Below are 15,935 nucleotides of genomic sequence, written 5' to 3' on the forward strand. Positions count from 1 at the left end.
ACCCCAAACCCCTCCCCCCTGCCGGGAGGAGGGGCTTTCTGCGCTGGCCATTTGGCTGTTCTTCCACGCGTCCCGCACACCGATGCGGCTTTTTGCGCTGATCGGGGTTAAGATCCCATCATGTTCAAAACCCGTATGAACCCCCGCGTCTTCTGGGGTGCCAGTGGCGTCGTCGCGGCGATGCTGGTCACGACCTTGCTGATGCCCGGCACCGCCGATCACGCCTTCAAGGCGGCGCAAAGCTGGACCATCGACACGTTCGGATGGTTCTACATCGCCTCGGTCGCGATATTCCTGGTCGTGGTGCTGGCGCAGGGCTTCGGTCCGGCGGGCGAGCTGAAGCTGGGGCCGGACGATGCGGAGCCCGACTTTCCCTATGTCTCGTGGCTGGCGATGCTGTTCGCGGCGGGGATGGGGATCGGCCTGATGTATTTCGCGGTGGCCGAGCCGATCCAGCATTATATCGCCCCGCCCGATGTGAAGCCCGGCACCATCCTGGCCGCGCGGGAGGCGATGGCGATCACCTTCCACCATTATGGCGTCCATGCCTGGGCGATCTATGCGCTGGTCGGGATCAGCCTGGCCTATTTCACCTATCGCAAGGGGTTGCCGCTGACGATGCGGTCGGGGCTGTCGCCGATATTGGGCAAGCGGATCAACGGGCCGATCGGCGACGCGATCGACATTTTCGCGATCTGCGGCACGGTGTTCGGCGTCGCGACCTCGCTGGGCTTCGGCGTGTCGCAGATGACGGCGGGGCTGGCCTATGAATATGCGGTGCCCGACACGATCACGGTCAAGATCGGGCTCATCGCGCTGGTCATGGGCGCGGCGACCCTGTCGGTGCTGAGCGGCGCGGACCGGGGCATCCGGCGGTTGTCGGAGTTGAACCTGATCCTTGCCATCCTGCTCATGTTCTTCGTGCTGGCGGTGGGGCCGACCCTGTTCCTGCTGCGCGCGCTGGTGCAGAATTTCGGCCTGTACCTCGACCACTTCGTCAAGCGCACCTTCACCCTCTACGCCTATGAGCCGCGCGCCTGGATGGCCGATTGGACGCTCTTTTATTGGGCGTGGTGGATCGCCTGGTCGCCGTTCGTCGGCATGTTCATCGCGCGCATCTCGCGCGGGCGGACGATCCGCGAGTTCGTCATCGGCGTGTTGTTCGTGCCGACGGCCTTCACCTTTTTGTGGATGACGGTGTTCGGCAACACCGCCATCTCGCTCGACCTGGGCGGCGCGGCGGGCGGGATCGCGCGGGCGGTGCAGGCGAATCTGTCGACGGCGCTGTTCAAATTCTTCGAATATCTGCCCGCCACCAGCGTCACCCCGGCGCTCGCCATCCTGCTGGTCGGCGTGTTCTTCATCACCTCGGCGGATTCGGGGGCGCTGGTCATCGATATGCTGGCCTCGGGCGGGGAAGAGGATACGCCGCGCTGGCAGCGTATGTACTGGTGCATCCTGCTGGGCGTCACCGCCGCGCTGCTGCTGGTCGCGGGCGGGCTGGGCGCGCTTCAGGCGGCGACGTTGCTGGCGGCCTTGCCCTTCTGCTTCATCATGCTGGTGCTCGCCTTCGGGTTGATCCGACAGACCAATGCCGATCTGGCGGGCGTCGCGCTGGCCGAGGACGGCGCGGCGTCACCTGGACGCTGTCCGCCAGCACGGTCGGGGTGCCCGGCGGCCGCGACGTGACCGGCTTCTCCGCCGAGCAGATCGCCAGCGATGTGTTGAGCCAGTTGGAGCGCTGGAAGCGGCGGTGAGGCGGGGCTCAGCGGGCGCGAAGATCGGGGAGGTGAGTGAGGAAATTGGCGATCTCGCGTCGTCGCAGCCCTTCCTCGGCGAACTCGCCATCCACCCCGAGTCGCCAGCGTAGCGCACGGCTGTCCGGTGCGTCGTGCAGCGCCTTGAGGTCGGCGGCACGGGCCTCCACCTCGTCCTCGTGATCGGCCAGACCTGCCTCGACCAGATCGGCGGCCTGCGCGACGATGGCGACGGCGATTTCGCGCAGCGCCAGTTCGGGATGATATTGCACGCCCCAAAAGACGCCGCGATCGAACCGGATTTCCGCGGCCTGCACCCGCGTGACGGCGTTGCTGGCCAGCAGGGTCGCGCCGGGCGGTAACTCCAGCACCTCGTCGCCATGGATCGCGGGCGCGTCCCAACTGCCCGGTCGCCCTGCCAGCAGGGGATGAGAGCGCCCGTCCTCCGTCGCGCTGATCCGGCGGGCGATCATCGCCTCCATCCGCTCGGGCATCTTGCGCACCTGCCCGCCGGCGGCGGCGACCGCGATCTGGAGGCCCGCGCAGGAGCCGAAGGATGGCACCCCCGCCGCGAACACCCGCCGCATGAAATCGAGCTGCCGCCGGACCTCGGGCGTGTCGTCATAGACATGCATGGGCGAGCCGGTCAGGAACACCGCATCATAATGGGCCAGCCGCTCGGCCGACATTGCCGTGTCGTCGTCCGCCGGGGAGACGATATCGGTCTCGGCACCCGGCCGCATCTGGCGAAGCGTGGCGGCATAGGTTTCGCCGGAGCTTTTCCCCGCACGCCGGCGGCGCGCCTCGCGTTCTTCCGGCAATTCGCTCTGGGCTATCAGATAATGGGGCACGCTCGACTTTCGATGGTGAGGCCGCATAACGCGCCGAATGTCGTAAGTTTCGAAAAAGGCATCAAAAGTCTTGGGCGCGCATCGCCGCCGATTTTGGCGGACCATCCGGCGGTGCGGATCGTTCAGGCGGAATGGCAAGCGCAGCGAACCCGGCGGTGACGGACGACAGAGCAGCCTGGCGCCCGAGGCGGTTGCTGGTCACCCGGTCGGCGATGACCTTCGCGCATGGCCGCGCCATCGTCCAACGGTCCGAGGCGCGGGGTGTCGAGGTCGTGGCCCTGCCCGGCGACCGGCTGGCGCTCGACCTGCCCGACGATCCGCGCCGCGCCTATGCGGCGGCCAAGTCGACGCTCGCGGTCGTGGTCGCGCCCCCGTCGAAACGCCGGTTGCAGCCCATCGCCCCCAGCGCCGACTGGCGGGTCGATCTGGCGGAAGGCTGTCCGGCGCATTGCAGTTATTGCTATCTGGCCGGGTCGCTGAAGGGCCCGCCGATCACGCGGGTCTATGCCAATCTCGACGAGATACTGGACGGGCTTGCCGCCTATCTGGGGCAGGGGACGATCACCTCGCGCAATCGCGACCGGGTGCATGAGGGGACGACGTTCGAGGCGTCCTGCTACACCGATCCGCTGGCGCTGGAGCCGATCACCGGATCGCTCTCCGCTGCCATCGCCCGGTTCGGTGGCTGGGAGGCGCCGGTGCAGCTTCGTTTCACCACCAAATTCGCGGATGTCGGCCCCTTGCTGGGGATCGATCACCAGCGGCGGACCCGTATGCGCGCCTCGATCAACCCGCGCCTGTTCGCACGGTTCGAGGGCGGGACCGCGCCGGTCGCCGAGCGGCTGGCGGCGCTGCGGCGGATGGCGATGGCGGGATATCCCGTCGGCCTGACCATCGCGCCGATCATCGCGGCGGAGGGCTGGCGGCAGGCTTATGGCGAATTGCTCGTCGATGCGGGGGCGGCGCTTCAGGGCGTGCCGGGGCTCGACCTGACGATCGAACTCATCACCCATCGCTTCACATCGGGGTCGAAGGCGGTGCTGGACAGCTGGTATCCCGGCTCGTCGCTCGACATGGGGGGCACCAACCGCGTCACCAAGCGGACCAAGTTCGGCACCGAGAAGCAGGTCTATGACGTGGCGACGATGCGCGACTTGCGCGGCTTTTTCGAGGAGGGGATCGCATCGGCGCTGCCGTCCGCACGCATCCTGTATTGGACATGACGATCTTCTTCACCGCCGATACGCATTTCGGCGATCACCGGACCATCAACATCCAGAAGCGCCCCTTCGCCAGCGTCGCGGAGATGGACGCGCTGTTGATCGCGCGCTGGAACGCGGTCGTTGCGCCGGGGGATGTGGTCTGGCACCTGGGCGATGTCGCGCGCCGTGCGGAAGATGTGCCCGATCTGCTGGCGCGGCTTCACGGCACCAAGCATCTGTTGCGGGGCAATAACGATCCCGAGGCCACGATCATGGCGGACGGCTGGTCCAGCACCGGAGATTATGCCGAAATCGAAGTGGATGGACACAGGCTGATCCTGTGTCATTATCCCTTTCGAAGCTGGAACGGGCAGCACAGGCGGGCGATCAATCTTCATGGACACAGCCATGGTCGCCTGAAGCCGATGCTCCGCCAATTCGATGTCGGCGTCGATACGCATGATTTTATGCCCGTCACGCTCGAACGACTTCTGACAACGCCAGGAAATGTGCAATAGACAGCGCCATGCTCAAGACCCGAATGAAACGCATCGCCGATCGCCAGGCCACGACCGCAAAAACGGTGGCCCTGATCGAGGCGTCGATCACCGCCTTGAGCAACGAGGATCTGCTCGACCTGGCCGATATCTTCAACCGCGATCCGCGCTCGCCGCTGGGCGACATGGCCTTTGCCGAGATGGCGAAGCGGGGGATTTCGCTGTGAAGCGGGTCTTGCGGGTTTCGGGCCATGGGATCGGCTGACGCGATGGCTGCTTTCGACGACAGTTCCGATCCCGCCCTGGGCGCGGCGTGCAACCGCCTGGCGGCTTGGGTCGAAACCTTGCCGCAAGGCGTAACGATCGATCCCGCCTCCGGCCTCAGCGAAGACGATCTCGCGTTGATCCTGCGCCACCTCCACGCCACGCGGCATGACGGGGCGGGGCAGCGGGGTGCGGCACCGCCCCCGGCGGCACGGGCTTCTGTACCGGTGACGGCCAAGGGCTGACCGGCTCCAAAGACGGACCTGAAATAATATTTCCGTCGCTGGGCACGGCTCCGGCGGCGTTGCGGGACGTTCTGTGCATGGCCGACGCCAAGCCAGTGGAGCCCGCATGTCCAATACGCCCAGCCCCGTCCCCCATCCGCCCGCCACCCCGCAGGACGACGAGGCGGAAGCCAAGCCGGACGAGGCGGCCACGGACCGGGCCCCGCCCGCCGATGCGACCATTGCCAAGCGGGCCGAGGACGAGGCCGCCGATCTGGGCGATTTCGCCTGACGCCCAAACCCCCATGCCAAACCGGGAGCAGACAGGATGGAAGACGAACGCCTTTGGAGCTTCGAGGAAAGCCTCTGGACGGAGGGGCCCGACAATTACCGGGAAAAGGTCGATCCCGACGTGGTCATGGTGCTGCCGCGCCCACCTTTCGTCCTGGCCGGCAGCGCCGCGATCGACGCGGTGGCCGATACCCCCGTCTGGGACCGTGCCGAATTGACCGAACGTCAGGTGTCCCGCCCGCAGGAGGGGCTGATCGTCATCGGCTATCATCTCGCAGCCAGCCGCGGCGACGAAGAATATCAGGCGCATTGCACCTCCGTCATCCGTCGCCTGGAACATGAGGTGTGGCGCGTCGTCCAGCATCAGCAGACGCCGTTGCTGGCCAAGGCGCTGACCAGGGATTGATGCGATGGGGTCGGGGCCGCCATGTTCCGACCCCATAGGGCGCGGAACGTCCGATGTGCCGCGCGCATTGGGTCGATCAGGAGAGACGCCATGACCGACCCGATCAAACCCACCACCGAAACCCGCGACCCCAATCTGTCGACTGAGCATCAAAAGGATGGCGACGCCCGCCGCCCCAGCGATACGCTCGACCGGGGGCAGGGAAGCACCGAAGGGCGGGACGCGCCGAAGCGCAAATCCTCGCTGACATAACAAAGCCGGTGTCGCTTTCCTCTCCTGGCAGGGAGGAAGGGGGCGGACACATGAGGATATGAAGCGGGCAGGGGCATAAGGGACGCCCCGTCCGATCCGTAGTGACACGATGATGGACGGGGCGCCGAGGACGTGCGGAAGCTCGACCTCGCCCCCTTCTAACGACCTTTCGCTGAAAAAGCTGCCATGGTCGGGACGTAGCAGCGGAAATATTCCTGCGCCCCCGTGCCCGCTGGTGTCGTGTCATCGAAACGACGCCGATATGTCACAAAAGATTCTTCCAAAATGCATCTTGGCGTCATGAGACGCGCCTAACGCCGGGTCCGGGATCGACAGGGGGACTTGTCTTGAGTCGGTCATTGGGCGGCGTTCGCCCGGCTTTTGCAACGATAAAGATCGGGAGTTTTTCGGCGATGGGCAGCTTCAAGCGCTTCGGCCTCCTTCTCATGACGACCTCGGCCTGTGCGGCTCTGAGCGCCTGCGGCGGTGCCGACAGCGTCGCGTCGCCCGGTGCGGGCAGCGTCGTGATCGTCCAGCCTCAGCCGACGCCGACCCCGTCGCCCACCCCGACGCCGACCGCCAACATCACCGCCGCGCAGTTCGCCGCCGTGACCGCGGTCAACGGCATCTCGATCACCGCCGACGAACAACTGGCGATCGTCAATGCGGGCACGAACAACAACGTCAACGGCACCGGCGCGGCGCTGAACGGCATCTATCCGACCAGCGCCACCTCGCTGACCACCGCGTCGGACCCCTCGACGCTGAACAGCTTCTTCACCTCGACCAACTATGTCGGCGCGCTCAACGGCCCGAACGATACCTCTTTCCAGGGTTGGACCTGCAATGCGCCAGGCCTGGATTTTGGTGGAGGCGGCACCTCCTGTTCGTCCAACTCCGCGCTCGCCGCTTATATTGGCACCAGCGACCAAGCGTCTGCCGCGACCTGCCCGGCGGGGACGACCGACGATGGCTTGGTCCAGGGTCGCAAGGCTTGCCGCCTCCCCCAGAACATCACGACGAACCTGACCCTGCCTCGCGTGGCGGGTGTCTTCTACCGCTTGCGCGGCCAGACCGAGGTGGGCACCGATCAGGGCTCTTCCGGCGGCTCGGGCGTGACGCTGACCATCGAGCCGGGCGTCGTGATCCTGAACGACGCCAGCGAGGCGACCAACGACCTGTTGCTGGTCAATCGCGGATCGAAGATCCAGGCGGTCGGTACGCGCGCGTTGCCGATCATCTTCTCGGGTCAGTTCAACCTGGGCGGCAGCAACAACTTCGGCGACAACGCGCAGGGCCTATGGGGTGGTATCATCCTGCTCGGCCGCGCGCCGACCGCCGTCTGTGCTACCGGCACCGGCCCGAACAATGCGGGCGGCACCTCGACCACCTGCCAACTGGCGATCGAAGGCGTGACCGGCCGCTTCTATGGTGGTGCGAACCAGACGGATTCGTCCGGTCAGATGTCCTATGTCCAGATCCGCTATTCGGGCATCGCCCTGGCGGAAGGCAATGAGTTGCAAGGGCTGACGCTGGGTGGCACCGGTTCCGGCACGGTGATCGATCATATTCAAAGCCACAATTCGGCCGATGACGGCATCGAAATCTTCGGCGGCACGACCAACCTCAAATATATTGCGATCACAGGCGCGGACGATGACGGGTTCGATATCGACAATGGCTATCGCGGCTTCATGCAGTTCATGATTGCAGCGCAACGGCCCTCGGGCGCGACGGTGGACAGCTTCTCGACCGAGATCGATTCGAACAATGCCGAAGACCTGCTGCCGCGCACCTTCGGCCGCTACGCCAACTTCACCTTCGTCCAGACGGCCAATGCTCCGGCCGCGATCCGCCTGCGCGGTGGTGCCGACATGACCTTCATCAACGGCATCGTGAAGTCGACGCAGAGCGGCGTGGCCTGCGTCAACCTGATCGCGGGCGCCGGTTCGGGGGCCGATCGCACCACCATCCGTGCCGCCAATGCCGACCTTCAGGATCAGGGCCCGCCGGTCTTCACCTCGGTCTATTTCAGCTGCAACGGCCGCTAAGGCCCCGCTGACCATGCGCCCGGACCTGATCGGGCGCTCTCGGCAGGCCGGGGTGGCGATCATCGCCGCCCCGGCTTTCCTCCATAAGACATTCATACGGGAAGACCCGGCCATGCAGCGACGCCTCGCTTATGCCTCCCTCCTTCTGCTGACCTCGCAGCTCGTCGCGCCCGCCCTGCTCGCGCAGACGGCGGGTGCCCCGGCACAGACCAGCACCACCGCGACCAGCCCCGACGGGCAGGCCACTCCGCAGAGCCAGACCCCGACCGGTCAGGACGGCCAGTCGGCGGACGAGCCGGTCGAAATCTCCGCCCCCGGCGTCGACGCCTCGGCCAGCAACGAGATCGTGGTGGTCGGCCGCAATATCCCCAACACGATCCGCGCCACGCCGCAGATCGTCTCGGTCCTGTCCGCCGCCGACATCGCGCGCACGGGCGAGGGCGATATCGCGGGCGCGCTGACCCGCGTGACCGGCCTGTCGGTCGTGGGCGGCGGCTTCGTCTATGTCCGGGGCCTGGGCGACCGTTATTCCTCGTCGCTGCTCAACGGCTCGCCCTTGCCCAGTCCCGAGCCGCTGCGCCGCTCGGTCCCGCTCGACATCTTCCCGACCACCATCGTCGGCTCGGCGCTGGTGCAGAAGACCTATTCGGTCAATTATCCGGGCGAGTTCGGCGGCGGCGTCATCAACCTGACGACGAAGGCGATCCCGGCGAAGAACTTCATCTCGGGCGGCGTGACCCTGGCGGCGGACGATGCGACGACCAGCGAACTGGGCTATACCTATCGCGGCGGCGGTGCCGACTGGATCGGTTTCGACGACGGCACGCGCGGCGTGCCGCAGTTCGTGCGCGACGTGCAGGCGGGCAAGGGTTCGGGCATCGTTCCCGCCGCGCAGGTGGCCGGGCTGTCCAACGCCTCGACCACCTTGCTCCAGCGCAACAACCAGCTTCCCGCCAACTGGTCGGGCGAGCTATCCGCAGGCTCGGTGTTCGACATCGGCAGCGACCGTCTGGGCGTGATCTCGTCGCTCAGCCTGTCCAACACCTTCCGCACCCGCTCGGCGATCCAGCAGGACTCGGTGTCGCCCGACGGCACGATCCGCAACGATTTCCGCACCTTGCTGACCGACAACCGCATCGTCGCCAACGCGCTGGTGGGTTTGGGCTATGCGTTCGGCGACAACACGGTGCGCTGGACCAACGTCTATATCCACGACACGCTGAAGCAGGGTCGCGGATCGGCGGCGGAAGTCTATAACAACGCCAGCGGCCTGCGCTTCCAGCAGAACACCAACTGGTTCGAGCGCCAGTTGATCGAAAGCCAGTTGGTCGGCGAGTTCAAGCTGACCGATGCGCTGAAGTTCGACGCGCGCGGGGCCTTCGCCAATTCCAAGCGCAACGCACCCTATGAGCGTCAGTTCGACTATCTCTGCTCCGCGCGCACGACGACGGGCCTGCCGATCAGCTATGACGGCGCGAACGGTGCGGGCGGGTTCCAGTGCAACGGGGCCTATCAGGTGACGCAGCGCTTCACCCCCTTCGCCTCGATCATCTTCTCGGAGTTGAACGAGAATCTGTGGACCGGTCAGGCGGACCTTTCCTACAGGATCGACGGCGACCGTCCGATCACGCTGAGCACCGGCTATTTCTACCAGGGCACGGATCGTTATTCGAGCCGTATCCAGTTCAATTACCAGACCAGCGACGGTGCGGGCACCGCGCCGGGCTTCCCGTACAATCTCTATCGCCCCGACTATCTGTTGAGCGCCGACGTCATCAACAACGCCTGCCCCTTGCGCGGGCAGGGGGCGTGCACGCTCCAGTTGCAATTCTCGACCCAGGCGGGTGCCTATGCGTACGACGCGAAGCTGAACGTCCATGCCGGTTACGCCCAGGCGGAAGCCGAGGTGATGGACGGCCTGCGTGCGGTGGCGGGTGTCCGCTACGAAACCGCGGTCGAGACGGTGACCCCGGTGCAGAGCGCCACGACGCGGTTGAAGAATGATTATTTCCTCCCCGCCGGTACGTTGACCTGGAATTTCGCCGCCGACATGCAGTTGCGCGCGAGCGGGGCCAAGACCATCTCGCGCCCGCAATTCCGCGAACTCGCGCCGCAGCAGTTCCGCGACCCCGACTCGGACCGCCTGTTCTTCGGCAACCCCAATCTGCGCGACAGCGAGTTGTGGAATCTCGAGGCGCGCTATGAATGGTTCTACGCGCGCGACCAGCGCTTCACGCTGGCGGGCTTCTACAAGCGGATCAAGAACCCGATCGAGCAGGTCGGCTTCTACACCGGCGCGGATGATCGGTTGCAGACGGGCTTCACCTATCTGCCCTCGGCCAAGCTGTACGGCGCGGAAGTCGAGTTGCAGAAGTACGTGCCGCTGGCGGGCCTGGGCGGGGACTTCTTCGCCACGCGCCGCCTGGTCGCGATCGCGAACTACACCTATACCAAGTCGCAGATCAACGCGGACGCGACCTGCGTGCCCAATCCGGCGGCGGCGGCGGGCTCGCCCGGGCTGGCGGGCTGTGCTTCGGGCTTCGGCCCGGCGCGGCTGCTGTTCCGCGACGGCGCGTCGCTGACCGGCCAGTCGGACCATCTGGTCAACCTGCAACTGGGTGTCGAGGATACCGCCGCCCTGTCGCAGGTCACCCTGCTGTTCAACTATGCCAGCAACCGCGTGACCAATCGCGGGCCGTCCAACCTGTCGGGCACCGGCTTCCAGCCGGACATCGTCGAGGTTCCGGGCATTCGCCTAGACCTCGTGGCGCGTCAGGGTTTCGAGTTGATGGGCGGCAAGTTCGAGTTGAAGGCCGAAGCCCGCAACCTGACCCGCACTCGCTACAACGAGCGGCAGGATTTCGGGAATGGGCGGTTCGTCTATCTGAACCGCTATAATCTGGGGCGGGTCTTCTCGCTGGGGATCAGCACGACCTTCTGATCCGACGAGGGGCCGTCGTTCGGGATGATCCGGGCGGCGGCCCTTTAGCTTGTGGTTGCTATGGGGCATGGGCTTCGACTTCGCTCAGCCTGAACGGAGGTGGGGATTCGTTTCGTCATGGCGAAAGGTTGGGCCCTACACCCCGTTCAGGCTGAGCGAAGTCGAAGTCCAAGGGAAAGCGAATGTCCGCCCATCGCGGAATCGTACGCTCATCCGTCATCCGATGAAACCAATATGACGAACATGTTTCGGGGCTTTGACGCAGGGCTGTAACATGCCATGCCTAGACCCCGAAAATGCGGATGGGGTCTGGTTTCATGCGGTTGAGGCTCGACACGCGCGGACGCCGATTGTTGCGGCGTCTGCCGGTCGTTAATGTCTATTCGGTCGCCGAACTGGCGATGATGGCGGTGCTCGCCGTGCAGGGGGCGCGGCTGCTCTGGGTGATCGTCACGCCGATCTCGCCCCTGGGCGAGTGGCGTCCCGTCGCGCCCGTCGTCGCCGGATCGCCGGGGGCGATCCTCGACGGCTTCGACCCCTTTTTCCGCTTGCAGGGACAGCAGGCGGCGTCCTCCGCGGTCACGACGCTGCAACTCACCCTGTTCGGGACGCGGATCGATGAGGCATCGGGGCGCGGTTCGGCGATCGTCGCGGGGCCGGACGGCGTGCAGCGCTCGGTGTCGGTCGGCGAGGAGATCCAGCCGGGCGTCACGCTCAAGTCGGTCGCCTTCGACCATGTCACCATCGATCGTGGCGGTCGCGCTGAGGACCTGTATCTCGACCAGTCGGACGCACCGCCCGCTGGTGCCTCGGCAGCGGAAGCGCCTTCCGTGCAACTGCCCGGATCGGTCCCCCCGGCGGGCGGCGTCGCGATGGCGCAGTTGCGCAGCGATATCGGTTTCATTCCCCGGCTCGACGGCGGGCGCGTCTCGGGACTGGTCGTCCGGCCGATGGGGTCGGGCGCGGCGTTCCGGGCGGCGGGCTTGCGCGAGGGCGATATCGTCACCGCGCTGGCTGGCCGTCCCGTCACGGGGCCCGGCGATCTCGACCGTCTGGCGGCGGATTTCGCCCAGGGCGGTTCTCTCTCCATCACGGTCGAGCGGGGCGATCAGACGCTGCCGCTCTCCCTCCAGATTGCGGCACCACGGCCATGAAGAAGCTTGTCCTCTGTTCGGTTCTGGCGCTGGCATTGGCCGCAGGGGCGCATGGACAGACCACGCTCAACGTGCGCGACGCCGATATTCGCGCCTTCATCGCCGATGCCGCGAAGGTGACGGGGCGGACCTTCATCATCGACAGCCGGGTCAACGGCAAGGTGACGGTGGTGACCGATCGGCCGCTGTCGCGGTCCGAATATTTCGAGATTTTCCTCTCGACCCTGCGCTCCAACGGGCTGGTCGCGGTGCCGACGTCGGGTGGGGCGTTCCGGGTGCAGCCGGTGGATAACGCCGCGTCGCAGCCCAGCCGGATCGGGTCGGCGGGCGCGAACCGCAACGCCTATGTCACCGAGATCATCCGCCTGCGCGCGATCGACGCCAACAGCGCCCTGGAGACGGTGCGCCCGCTGGTCAGCGCGCAAGGATCGGTGACCGCCAATCGTGCGGGCAACAGCCTGGTCGTGGTGGACTTCGCCGACAATATCCGCCGCATCCGCGAGGTCGTCCGGCGGATCGACGCCGACAATGCCTCGACCCGCGTCATCGCGCTGAGGAATGCGGGCGCGCGCGAGATCGCGACCGCGCTCCAGACGCTGGCTGGGGGCGGTGGCGGTGGACAGGGCGGCCCGGCGCAAGGGTCGACCGGCGTGTCGGTGGTGGCGATCGACAGCTCCAACTCGATCGCGTTGCGTGGCGATCCGTCGAGCGTGGCGCGCTTCGCCCAGATCGCGCTCGACCTGGACAACAAGGCCAAGAGCGGCACCGAAATCCGCGTCGTCTTCCTGCAAAATGCCGATGCGGAGCAGCTTCTGCCGGTGCTCCAGCAACTGGTCGGCCAGACACCCGATCCGGTGCAGGAAACCACCCTGTCGCGCGGCAGCTTCACCCAGACCAACAGCCAGGCGGGGTCGGCGGCGGGCACCTCGATCGCGCAACGCATCCAGCCCGTCGCCCAACCCCAGGCGGCGAGCGCCCCCGGTGCTGGCGGTCAGAACGGGCAGCAACCGGCGATCAGCACGCAGGGCGGCCGCACCGCGGCGGTCGTCACCCGCTTCACCGGCGCGAACGCCATCGTCATCGCCGGTCCCGCCGATATCCAGCGCCAGATCGGCGAGGTCATCCGCCAACTCGACGTGCGCCGCGAACAGGTGCTGATCGAGGCGATCGTCGCCGAGGTCTCCGACCAGACCGCGCGGCGGCTGGGCGCGCAATTCCTGCTCGGCAGCCTTTCGGGCGGGGCGTTCGCGGCTTCGACCTATGGCAATACCGCGCCGAACATCCTCCAGATCGCGGGGGCGGTGGGGGCGCAGACCCTTGGCGGCACCAAGACGATCGTCACCGCCCCCGACGGCACGCGGACCGAAACCAATGTCCCCAACCCGGCCTTCAGCCAACTGACCCAGTCGGCGGTCCAGTCGATCCTGGGGACGACCGGCGGCTTTGCAGGCTGGGGCGGGCAGGTCGGCGACACGGTGTTCGGCGCGATCATCAACGCGGTGAAGAGCGACACCACGTCGAACCTGCTGCAAGTCCCGCACATCATCACGCTGGACAATCAGCAGGCGCACAGCCTGGTGGGTCAGGAAATTCCGGTGACGACCGGACAGGCGCTGTCGAACAATTTCGACAATGCCTTCCGCACCGTGCAGCGCCAGAATGTCGGCATCCAGTTGGACGTGAAGCCGCAGGTCAATGCGGGCGGGTCGCTGAAATTGTACGTCCGGCTGGAGGTCAGTTCGATCGCCGGACCGGTGTCGAGCAACAACAGCGAGTTGATCCTGAACAAGCGCGCGTTCGAGAATGTCTTCACCCCCGATGACGGCCAGATCACGGTCATCGGCGGCCTGCTGGACGACAACGAACGCCGCACCATCGAGAAGATTCCGCTGCTCGGCGATATTCCCGGCCTGGGCGCGCTGTTCCGGTCCAAGGCGCGCAGCCGGTCGAAGACCAACCTGATGGTCTTCATCCGCCCGACCATCTTGCGCACGCCCGAGGACAGCCGCCGCGTCACCGAACAGCGTTACGGCTATCTCCGCCAGTTGCAGGGCTATGCCCAGCCGGGTGTCGAACCCTCGATCGACGAACTGGTCCGCGACTATATGAACGCCGCGCCGCCGATCCCGCACGCGCCCATGCCCGGCAATATCGAGGACCCGCGCATCGCGGTCCCCGTCGCCAAGCCGGTCGAGCCGATCAAGCGCCGTGACTGACGACCCGCAACCCCTTCCTACCGGCGATACCGTCCCCTTGCCGCTGGGCACGTCCGTCCCGCAGGCGGGAGGGGATGGGGGAGGGCCACCCGCTCTCCCGCTCCCCACGCCCGACGAAGCGCTGGAACTGGTCGCTCCGCTGACCATCCCCTACGCCTTCGCCCGCAAGTTCGGCACGGTCGTCCACACCGCCGACCCGCTGACCATAGCCCTGCGCGAAGGCGCGGACCCGCGCGCCCTGATCGAACTGCGCCGCCATATCGGCCGCCCCTTCGCCATCGCCCTTGTCGAGGCGCCCGCTTTCGACCGGTTGCTCTCCGACGCCTATGCGATGGACGGACAGGCGACCGCGATCGCGGCGGTGGGCATGGGCGACGAGTTGGACATGCTCGCCGACGGCATCCCGACCGCGGAGGACCTGCTCGACACGGCCGATGATGCGCCCGCCATCCGCCTGATCAACGGCATCATCGCCGACGCCGCGCGCAACGGCGTGTCGGACATCCATATCGAGCCTTATGAGACGGGCCTCGTCGTCAGGATGCGCATCGACGGCGTGCTGCGCGAGACCTTGCGCATGCCGCCGCATGTCGCGCCGGTGGTGGTCAGCCGCATCAAGGTCATGGCCCGGCTCGACATCGCCGAGCGGCGCGTGCCGCAGGACGGGCGCATGGCGCTGACGCTGGGGGGCAAGCTGCTCGACGTGCGTGTCTCGACCCTGCCGAGCCGGGCGGGGGAGCGGGTGGTGCTGCGCATTCTTGACAAGGAGAATGCGGGCATCGACCTCGATGCACTGGGCATGAACCCGGCGATGTACGCGCTGCTGCGCGAGGCGCTGAGCGAGCCCAATGGCATCATCCTGGTCACCGGGCCGACCGGCTCGGGCAAGACGACCAGCCTGTACGCCGCGCTGCGCCTGCTGAACGACGGCAGCCGCAATATCCTGACCGTCGAGGACCCGGTCGAATATGCGGTCGAGGGCGTGGGGCAGACCCAGGTGAATGCGAAGGTCGGCCTGACCTTCGCGGCGGGCTTGCGCGCGATCCTGCGCCAGGACCCGGACGTGGTGATGGTCGGCGAAATCCGCGACCGCGAAACCGCCGAGATCGCGGTCCAGGCCTCGCTGACCGGGCACCTCGTGCTGTCGACGGTCCACACCAACGATGCGGTTGGGGCGATCACCCGGATGCGCGACATGAAGGTCGAGCCCTTCCTGCTCGCCTCGACGCTCCGCGCCGTCATCGCGCAGCGGCTGGTGCGGCGGCTGTGCCCGGCGTGCAAGCGGCCGGTAAAGGCGAAGCACACTGTCGCGCCGCTGCTCGGCATCGAGAACAAGGCGACGGTGTACGAAGCGGTCGGCTGTCCGCAGTGCAACGGCAGCGGCTATAAGGGGCGCACCGGGGTCTATGAGGCGGTCCGGGTCGACGACACGATCCGGCGGCTGATCAACGAAGGCGGCGACGAACAGGCGATCGCCGCGCACGCCTTTGCCCGGCAGCAGCCATTGGCGGTGGCGGCGCGGACGCTTGTGCTGGACGGCGTGACCACGGCGGAGGAAGCCATCCGCGTGTCCCGCCGCGATTCCGACGCGGGGTGAACGTGGTCGCCGTCCTCCCTTTCTTCCGTACCACCCCGGCGGAGGCCGGGGTCCAGTTGCGTTCACGCGAAGCCGCGAAGGCGCGAAGAGAAGATGTTTTTTTCGCGCGGAGGCGCGGAGAACGCGGAGGTGTCTGGCCCGCGGCAGCGAACAGCTTTTCCCATCAGCCGATGCATGAGCGCCGCTGGCGCGGCAGGCACGCCCTCTCTGCGTCCTCCGCGCCTCCGCGCGA

The 15,935-nt window shown here is 66.7% G+C and carries 14 protein-coding genes; 13 read left to right on the forward strand and 1 reads right to left on the reverse strand.

Translation table 11 applies throughout. The features are described from left to right. The first annotated feature begins 120 nt into the window (after window positions 1–120). The gene (locus SM191_RS16720; protein WP_341507175.1) at window positions 121–1,689 is read left to right on the forward strand and encodes a BCCT family transporter; all 1,569 of its coding nucleotides are present in this window, start codon (window positions 121–123) and stop codon (window positions 1,687–1,689) included. 76 nt (window positions 1,690–1,765) lie between these two features. Here the strand turns inward: SM191_RS16720 and SM191_RS16725 are convergent, their stop codons facing one another. Continuing rightward, window positions 1,766–2,608, reverse strand: a complete 843-nt coding sequence (locus SM191_RS16725; protein ID WP_341507176.1) for a type 1 glutamine amidotransferase — start codon at window positions 2,606–2,608, stop codon at window positions 1,766–1,768. A 131-nt stretch (window positions 2,609–2,739) separates the two neighbouring features. Here SM191_RS16725 and SM191_RS16730 point away from each other — a divergent pair, with 131 nt between their 5' ends. The 12 genes from SM191_RS16730 (at window position 2,740) to gspE (ending at window position 15,703) form a co-directional block, all read left to right on the forward strand. Next, entirely contained in the window at window positions 2,740–3,831 is a 1,092-nt protein-coding gene (locus SM191_RS16730; RefSeq protein ID WP_341507177.1) for an SPL family radical SAM protein, read from the forward strand. Further along, a complete protein-coding gene (locus SM191_RS16735) occupies window positions 3,828–4,328 on the forward strand; it encodes a metallophosphoesterase family protein (protein ID WP_306998840.1) in 501 nt (166 codons plus the stop codon). Before SM191_RS16730 ends, SM191_RS16735 begins: the two co-directional genes overlap by 4 nt. A gap of 23 nt (window positions 4,329–4,351) precedes the next feature. Beyond that, window positions 4,352–4,534, forward strand: coding sequence for a hypothetical protein (locus SM191_RS16740; RefSeq protein ID WP_267435182.1), 183 nt, complete (start codon window positions 4,352–4,354; stop codon window positions 4,532–4,534). 42 nt (window positions 4,535–4,576) lie between these two features. After that, window positions 4,577–4,816: a hypothetical protein gene (locus SM191_RS16745; RefSeq protein ID WP_341507178.1), complete on the forward strand. Its 240-nt coding sequence runs from the start codon at window positions 4,577–4,579 to the stop codon at window positions 4,814–4,816. Between the two features lie 106 nt (window positions 4,817–4,922). Next, window positions 4,923–5,087 carry a hypothetical protein gene (locus SM191_RS16750; RefSeq protein ID WP_341507179.1) on the forward strand — a complete coding sequence of 55 codons (165 nt, stop codon included), beginning with the start codon at window positions 4,923–4,925 and terminating at the stop codon, window positions 5,085–5,087. 36 nt (window positions 5,088–5,123) lie between these two features. After that, complete coding sequence (locus tag SM191_RS16755) at window positions 5,124–5,492, forward strand: DUF4440 domain-containing protein (RefSeq protein ID WP_341507180.1); 369 nt, start codon at window positions 5,124–5,126, stop codon at window positions 5,490–5,492. Between the two features lie 90 nt (window positions 5,493–5,582). Then, on the forward strand, window positions 5,583–5,744 hold the full coding sequence (locus tag SM191_RS16760; RefSeq protein WP_306998849.1) for a hypothetical protein: 162 nt from the start codon (window positions 5,583–5,585) through the stop codon (window positions 5,742–5,744). 413 nt (window positions 5,745–6,157) lie between these two features. Beyond that, window positions 6,158–7,795: a hypothetical protein gene (locus tag SM191_RS16765; protein WP_341507181.1), complete on the forward strand. Its 1,638-nt coding sequence runs from the start codon at window positions 6,158–6,160 to the stop codon at window positions 7,793–7,795. 112 nt (window positions 7,796–7,907) lie between these two features. Continuing rightward, window positions 7,908–10,736, forward strand: coding sequence for a TonB-dependent receptor domain-containing protein (locus SM191_RS16770; protein ID WP_341507182.1), 2,829 nt, complete (start codon window positions 7,908–7,910; stop codon window positions 10,734–10,736). A 317-nt stretch (window positions 10,737–11,053) separates the two neighbouring features. After that, window positions 11,054–11,890: a type II secretion system protein N gene (locus SM191_RS16775; RefSeq protein ID WP_341507183.1), complete on the forward strand. Its 837-nt coding sequence runs from the start codon at window positions 11,054–11,056 to the stop codon at window positions 11,888–11,890. After that, complete coding sequence (gene gspD / locus SM191_RS16780) at window positions 11,887–14,106, forward strand: type II secretion system secretin GspD (protein WP_341507184.1); 2,220 nt, start codon at window positions 11,887–11,889, stop codon at window positions 14,104–14,106. Before SM191_RS16775 ends, gspD begins: the two co-directional genes overlap by 4 nt. 121 nt (window positions 14,107–14,227) lie before the next feature. Continuing rightward, on the forward strand, window positions 14,228–15,703 hold the full coding sequence (gene gspE / locus SM191_RS16785) for a type II secretion system ATPase GspE (RefSeq protein ID WP_445949879.1): 1,476 nt from the start codon (window positions 14,228–14,230) through the stop codon (window positions 15,701–15,703). The last annotated feature ends 232 nt before the right edge of the window (window positions 15,704–15,935 follow it).

This window comes from Sphingomonas sp. 2378 (assembly GCF_038084995.1).
In the GTDB taxonomy this organism is placed as follows: domain Bacteria; phylum Pseudomonadota; class Alphaproteobacteria; order Sphingomonadales; family Sphingomonadaceae; genus Sphingomonas.